This is a genomic window from Macromonas nakdongensis (assembly GCF_002837145.1).
GTDB classification, from domain to species: Bacteria; Pseudomonadota; Gammaproteobacteria; order Burkholderiales; family Burkholderiaceae_C; genus Macromonas_B; species Macromonas_B nakdongensis.
The window spans coordinates 1-6250 of sequence record NZ_NWMV01000140.1 but is presented as its reverse complement, the minus strand read 5'-3'; the positions used below and the strand labels follow the sequence as shown (position 1 = coordinate 6250).

At 71.5% G+C, this 6250-nt stretch carries 6 protein-coding genes and 1 tRNA gene; 3 read left to right on the top strand and 4 right to left on the bottom strand.

Annotation, left to right across the window (positions count from 1 at the left end; genetic code table 11):
- Positions 1–258: 258 nt before the first annotated feature.
- Positions 259–744 (top strand): copper chaperone PCu(A)C, encoded by a 486-nt coding sequence (locus tag CON77_RS14225; protein ID WP_101050191.1) that lies wholly within the window; start codon positions 259–261, stop codon positions 742–744.
- Positions 745–793: 49 nt separating this feature from the next.
- The gene (locus CON77_RS14220; protein ID WP_157826986.1) at positions 794–1372 is read left to right on the top strand and encodes a cyclic nucleotide-binding domain-containing protein; all 579 of its coding nucleotides are present in this window, start codon (positions 794–796) and stop codon (positions 1370–1372) included.
- 37 nt (positions 1373–1409) lie between these two features.
- On the opposite strand, the gene CON77_RS14215 is transcribed toward CON77_RS14220, so the two are convergent.
- On the bottom strand, positions 1410–2522 hold the full coding sequence (locus tag CON77_RS14215) for an ABC transporter ATP-binding protein (RefSeq protein ID WP_101050193.1): 1113 nt from the start codon (positions 2520–2522) through the stop codon (positions 1410–1412).
- Between the two features lie 41 nt (positions 2523–2563).
- Here CON77_RS14215 and CON77_RS14210 point away from each other — a divergent pair, with 41 nt between their 5' ends.
- The gene (locus CON77_RS14210) at positions 2564–4207 is read left to right on the top strand and encodes an ABC transporter permease (protein WP_101050187.1); all 1644 of its coding nucleotides are present in this window, start codon (positions 2564–2566) and stop codon (positions 4205–4207) included.
- Positions 4208–4246: 39 nt separating this feature from the next.
- On the opposite strand, the gene CON77_RS14205 is transcribed toward CON77_RS14210, so the two are convergent.
- The 3 genes from CON77_RS14205 to CON77_RS14195 form a co-directional block, all read right to left on the bottom strand.
- Positions 4247–4771, bottom strand: coding sequence for a superoxide dismutase family protein (locus tag CON77_RS14205; RefSeq protein WP_101050185.1), 525 nt, complete (start codon positions 4769–4771; stop codon positions 4247–4249).
- A 94-nt stretch (positions 4772–4865) separates the two neighbouring features.
- Positions 4866–4940, bottom strand: a tRNA-Arg gene (locus CON77_RS14200).
- On the bottom strand, positions 4931–6250 hold a 1320-nt coding region (locus tag CON77_RS14195; protein ID WP_198552401.1), incomplete at its 5' end, for a translocation/assembly module TamB domain-containing protein. The genes CON77_RS14195 and CON77_RS14200, both read right to left, overlap by 10 nt.

The following is a 6250-nucleotide window of genomic DNA, read 5'->3' as shown; positions in this document are numbered from 1 at the left end:
CCGCGACGCGGTGCTGGCGCGGCCGTGGGCCTCGGCGCAATCGCGCGCCCCGCCCCTGCTGCGGTGCCCGTGGCGGCCCTTTGCCAGCCCCCGCTCTCACCCCGTTGCGCCAGCGCCGTGTGCGGTTTTGTTGCCGTTGCCGTCGCCCCCCCTTTCGATCGCCTGGGCCCTTCTGGGATGCCCGTCTGGTCTTCACGGCCGTGCCATCCGCTGCGGTGGCGGCCGTCCTCCTTCTTTGCCTGATTTTTGGAGCTTTTCATGAAACACCTCATCGCCATTGCCCTGTTCGCCCTGACCCTGGGGGCCTGGGCCCAGACCCCGGTGAAAGTGGAGGACGCCTGGGTGCGCGGTACCGTGGCCCAGCAGACCGCGACGGGCGCCTTCATGCGCCTGACCGCGGCGCAGAACACCCGCCTGGTGGGGGCTTCCTCCCCCGTGGCCGGGGTGGTGGAAGTCCACGAAATGGCCATGGACAAGGACGTGATGCGCATGCGCGCCGTGCCGGTGCTGGAACTGGCCGCGGGCCGCACCGTGGAACTCAAGCCGGGCGGGCTGCACGTCATGCTGATGGACCTCAAGCGCCCGTTGCAGGTCGGAGAGGCGGTGCCGCTGACGCTGGTGTTCGAGGACGGTGCCCGGCAGCGTTTCTCGCAGGAGGTGCGCGTGTCCGTGACCCCGCTGGGCACGGCCAAGGCCCCGGCACCGCACGACCATGGCGCCATGTCCGGTGGCCACAAGCATTGAATCCCAGGTCTTGGCCCGCCCTGTGGGTGGGCCACCCAGGAGCGCGAACATGCACACCTTGACACCTTCCGCCCCCGTGCCCTGTCGAGCCGACGGGGTGTTGTTTGCCGCCGGCGCCCACGGCCCGCTGTGGCGGGTGCTGTCCGGCGCGGTCCGGCTCGACCGGCCCGGTGGCGCCGAACCGCAGCTGGTGCAGCTGGCCTTGCCCGGTGAACTGATCGGCGTGGAGGCCCTGTGCGAGCAGCCCTACGCCTTCAACGCGGTGGCCCTGACCGATGCCGCACTGGTGCCGGTGGAGCTGGGCGACGACGCCCGGCGCGCGGCCCTGATGCGCGAGGCCCTGCTGCAACAGCAGCACCGCAGCCAGCACATGGCGGCCTTGCGCACCGGTGCCGTGGCCTTGCGCATGGCCCAGTTGCTGGCCTTGCTGGGGCTGGACTGGCGCCAGGCCGCCAGCCAGGGGTGGCAGCGCAGCGCCGACGCCATCCGTGAGGCGCTGCCGCCCCTGCGCGTCTTGGCCCAGGTGGTCGATGCCAAGGCCGAGACCGTTTGCCGTGCGCTGGCGCAGCTGCTGCCGCCGCGCAGCAAAAAGACTGGCCCGGCCCGCTTGCAACTGAGCGCGGGCTGACCCCGCCCGCCCCGTGGCTGGCCGGGTTTCGTCCGGTTCAGCCCGGCGTGCGGTGCACCGCCGGTGCGGGCGGTGCACCCGCGCCCGCGCCCCGCTCGAAGGTCACCACGTGGTCCACCGCCACGCGGATGCCGATCCATTCGCCCACCGCGTGGTTGTGGTGCGAGGGCACGTGGGTCATCACCGTTTCGCCGCTGTCCAGGCGCAGGGTGTACAAAAACTCGGAGCCGCGGAAGGCCTTGCGCACGATGCGCGCCTTCACCGCCGAGGCGTCGTCGTGGACGATGTCGTCGGCGCGCAGCAGCACGTCGCACAGCCCGGCCTCGTAGGCGCTGGGCAGGGGGCATTCCTCCACGTCCTGCAGCGGCCCCAGCGGGGTGTTGACCACCACCTCGTCGCCGCTCAGCCGGATCTGTGCCGGCGCGAACACGCCGTGGCCGATGAACTCGGCCACGAAACGGGTGGCCGGCCGGTGGTAAAGCGCGTAGGCGTCGTCCCACTGGTGCAGGTGGCCCTGGTGCATCACCCCGATCACGTCGCCGATGGCGAAAGCCTCCAGCTGGTCGTGCGTCACGAAGAGCGCGGTCGCCCCGGCCGCCTTGAGGATGCCGCGGATCTCGTGGGCCAGGCGTTCGCGCAGGTCCACATCGAGGTTGGAAAACGGTTCGTCCAGCAGCAGCAGGCGCGGGCTGGGGGCCAGTGCCCGGGCCAGCGCCACGCGTTGCTGCTGGCCGCCGGACAGTTCGTGCGGGTGGCGCGCCTGCAGGCCGTCGAGCCCGACCAGGGCCAGCACCTCGCGCACCCGCTCCTGGCGCTCGCGCTCGCCCAGGTGCTTGAGACCGAAGCCGACGTTGCGCGCCACGTCCAGGTGCGGGAACAGGGCGTAGTCCTGGAACACCATGCCGATGCGGCGTTGCTCGGCCGGGGTGTGGGTCTGGGCACTGCTGACCACCTCGCCACCGAGCAGGATGCTGCCGGCGCTGGCGCGTTCCAGACCGGCGACGGCGCGCAGCAGCGTCGTCTTGCCGCAGCCGGACGGGCCGATCAACACCCCGATGTCGCCGGCGCTCAGGCCGAACGACACCCCGTCCACGGCCGACTGGGCCGACCCCGGGTAGCGGATGGACAACTGCGAGACGGAAAGGAACATGGCCGACATTGTAGATAATGACCATTCTCATTTGCGTTGATATGCCTCAAAACCTTTCCCGTTTCCTGGCCCGCGCCGGGGCGCCGCTGGCCCAGGCCGTGTTGTTGGTGTTCGCCGGTCTGCTGGTGTTGCCGGTGCTGGCGCTGGCGGCGTCGTGGTGGCAGTTCGACGCGGTGGCCCTGGACGTGCTGCGCCAGATGGCCGACACGGTGCTGCCCGAGTACCTGGGCACCAGCCTGTGGCTGTGTGCGGCCGTGGCGCTGGGCGTGGCGCTGGTGGGCATGGGCACGGCCAGCGCGGTGACGCTGTTCGACTTTCCTGGCCGGCGCGCCTTCGAGTGGGCGTTGCTGCTGCCCCTGGCCATGCCGGCTTACGTGGTGGCCTACGCCTACACCGACTTTCTGCAGTTTTCCGGTCCGATGCAGGTGTTTCTGCGCGAGACCTTCGGTTGGCAGGGGCGGGTGTTCCCCGAGGTGCGCAACACCTGGGGCGCGGTGTGGGTGTTCACGTTCTCGCTCTACCCCTATGTGTACCTGCTGGCCCGCACCGCCCTGAGCGAGCGCGCCGCGCAGTTGATGGAGGCCGCCCGCCTGCTGGGCGCACCGCTGTCGCGCCGGGTGCGCGAAGTGGCCTTGCCGCTGGCCCGCCCGGCGGTGGCCGCGGGCGTGGCACTGGCGCTGATGGAAACCCTGGCCGATTTCGGCGTGGCCAGCTACTTCGGCATCCAGACCTTCACCGCCGGCATCTACAAGGCCTGGCTGGTGATGGACAACCGCCTGGCCGCGGCCCAACTGGCCACCCTGCTGCTGGCCACCGTGGGCCTGCTGCTGTGGCTGGAACACCGGGCCCAGCGCCGCATGCGCTTCGTCAACAGCCGCGGCGGGCGCGCGGGCGGCCACGAGGCGCAGCCGGTCCGCTTGCGCCGGGGCGGTGTGTGGGCCGCCTGGGCCGTGTGCGCGCTGCCGGTGCTGTTCGGCTTTGTGTTGCCGGTGCTGTTCATGCTGCGCCCGCTGCTGGGTGGCTGGGACGAGCTGCCCTGGTCCCCCTTCCTGCAGTGGGCGCGCAACAGCCTGGGGCTGGCCGGTCTGAGTGCCGCCCTGGCCACCGCAGCGGCCCTGGCCCTGGGCTTTGCCCAGCGCCGCCAGCCCGGCTGGTTGACCGGGGGGCTGGCCCGCGTGGTCAGCCTGGGCTATGCCGTGCCGGGGGCCGTGGTGGTGGTGGGCTTGCTGCTGCCGGTGGGGTGGCTGCAGCTGGCCGCGCCCGACAGCAGCATCGGCTACTGGGTCACGGCCACCGCGCTGGGCATTGTGTGGGCCTACCTGGTGCGCTTCACCGCGGTGGCGCTGCAGTCGGTGCACAGCGGCTACGCCCGCATCCCGCCCAGCCTGGACGACTCCGCCCGCATGCTGGGCACCACCGGCCTGGGCTTGATGGCGCGGGTGCACTGGCCTTTGCTGCGCCGCTCCACCGCCGCGGCCGCGCTGCTGGTGTTCGTGGACGTGATGAAGGAACTGCCCGCCACCCTGGTGCTGCGTCCCTTCAACAGCGACACCCTGGCCGTGGTGACCTACCAGCTGGCCCGCGACGAGCGCCTGGGCGAAGCCGCCTTGCCTGCCCTGACCCTGGTGCTGGTGGGCTTGATCCCGGTGGTCCTGCTGAGCCGGACCCTGCGCAGCCCGGGGTGAGGGGCGCCCCGCCGCGGGCCGGGGCCAACCGCGTGCCGCTCAGATCGGCTTGATCACACCGCAGGCCACGCGCTTGCCGGAGTTGCCGGCGGGCTGCGACTTGTAATCGTCCGGGTCGGCGTGGATCACCACGCTGCGTTCCAGAATGCCCTCGGGCCCGGCTTTCAGCACCAGTCCCTTGACCTCGGCGCGGTAGTGCGCCTGTCCCTGGGCGTTGGCCACCAGGTTGGGCAGGTCGCCGGCGTGGCGTTCCATGGGGTGATGGTGGTGGTGCCCGTGCATCTTGCCCGCGGGGTTGAAGTGCCCCTTGGCGCTGGTGGCGTCGGGGGCACTGCAGTCGCCGCCCTCGTGCACGTGGAAGCCGTGTTCGCCTGGGGTGAGACCACCGATGTGCGCTTCGACCACGGTGACCTCGCCGTGGGGGGCGAAGGTGACGCGGCCTTGGATGGCGCTGCCCGACTTGGCTTCCAGCTGGGCATGGGCCATGGGGCGGGGGGTGGGCGGTGTGGCACAACCGGCGAGGGCGGCCAGGGCCACGCCGGACAAGATGGCGATCGACTTCATGAGAACCTCCTGACGGTGGGGAAAACGCAAAATCTGCGTGCCCATGCTACAGGAGAAACGCCCTGGTGTGGGCGGTGCCGTCCGGTGGTGGCGGTGGTCCCCCCGACAGGAATCGAACCTGTATTTGCCGCTTAGGAGGCGGCCGTTCTATCCATTGAACTACGGGGAGGACGGAGCGATTGTACGGGGCGGGGTGCCCCCGTCGGAGGCGTTGCCGCGGCGCGTGCGGGGCGGCAACGCCTGGCCGTCGAAAGTGTGGGTGAAGACCAGGTCCAGGGCGTTGTCGTCACCGGCCTGGGCCCGCAGCGTGAGCAGGCGGGAGATGTCGTAATACACCGCCACGGTGCCCAGGGCGCCCACCACGCTGCGCGTGTAGCTGACGTAGAGCTGCTGGGAGATGCGTTTGCCCAGGGTCAGGGCCGCGGCCAGGGTGCTGCCATCGGCCTGGGTGGTTTCGCCCTGGAACGAGAGTTCGTCCAGCCCGAGCGCGCGGGTGAAGGCGCCGTCGTCGCCACTGCCGCTGAGCAAGGCCAGTGCCGCCTGCTGCAGCACCGCGGCCTGGGCGCCGGCGCCGCTGGCCGGACGGCCCAGCACCAGCCAGGCCAGTTTTTCGCTGTCGGGCATGTCAGGTTCGGCGTACAGGCGCAGGTGCGGGGCTTGCGCCGTGCCGCCCAGTTCGACGCCGACGCGCTGGCTCGGGTGGGGTCGCAGGGCGAGGATGTCGAGGCTGGGGTTGTCCACCGGTCCGTTGAAGCGCAGCCGTCCCTGCTCGATGGTGAGGGTCTGGCCGTAGGCCCGGTAGCTGCCGCGCACGGTCTGCACCTGTCCGGTGACCTGGGGCGCACTTTGTGTCGGTGTCTTGCCGATCTGCAGGCGGCCGCTGAGGTAGGTGTCCAGGCCCTGGCCGCGGACGTGGAAGTCGTCGCCGAGCGAGACGTCGACCCGCACCTGTGTCTGCACGGGCGAGCCGGCGCCGAAGCCGGGCGGACGCTCGGTGCCGCGCACGACCACGTCGCGGCCGAGGGTGGGGGTGCTTTCGTCGGGCAGCAGGAACAGGGCCTGGTCGGTCGTCAGCCGGCCGCTGAGGTCGAGCCGCGGCCCGCGCAACTGGGCCTGCAACTGACCGGACAGGGTCAGGCGCCGGTCGGCCCGGGCCAGCAGGCGCAACTGCTCGGCTTGCAGGGTCAGGTCGATGGCGGGTTCGCGCCGGGCTGGGCTGGTGCCGGTGTTCAGGGGCCAGCTGGCCCGGCCCTGGCCGGTGAGCAGGCCGCCGGTGCTGCCCCCGGCGCCACGCAGGCGCAGGCTGTCGATGCTCAGCTGTTCGCCGGCCAGGGTGGCCCGCAGGTGGCCGTCGCTGAATTCCAGGCCGTCGGGCAGGGAGCGCAGGGCCAGGTCGCTGGCGTTGAGTTGGCCGCGCCATTCGGGGTGGGCGCGCGTGCCGCCCAGGGTGTCGTCGGCCTGCAGGCGGCCGCTCAGACG

Excerpts from the sequence above, each read along its gene's own strand:
- CON77_RS14225 (WP_101050191.1), top strand. The coding sequence starts at position 259 with ATGAAACACCTCATCGCCATTGCCCTGTTCGCCCTGACCCTGGGGGCC.
- CON77_RS14220 (WP_157826986.1), top strand. The coding sequence starts at position 794 with ATGCACACCTTGACACCTTCCGCCCCCGTGCCCTGTCGAGCCGACGGG.
- CON77_RS14215 (WP_101050193.1), bottom strand. The coding sequence starts at position 2,522 with ATGTTCCTTTCCGTCTCGCAGTTGTCCATCCGCTACCCGGGGTCGGCC.
- CON77_RS14210 (WP_101050187.1), top strand. The coding sequence starts at position 2,564 with ATGCCTCAAAACCTTTCCCGTTTCCTGGCCCGCGCCGGGGCGCCGCTG.
- CON77_RS14205 (WP_101050185.1), bottom strand. The coding sequence starts at position 4,771 with ATGAAGTCGATCGCCATCTTGTCCGGCGTGGCCCTGGCCGCCCTCGCC.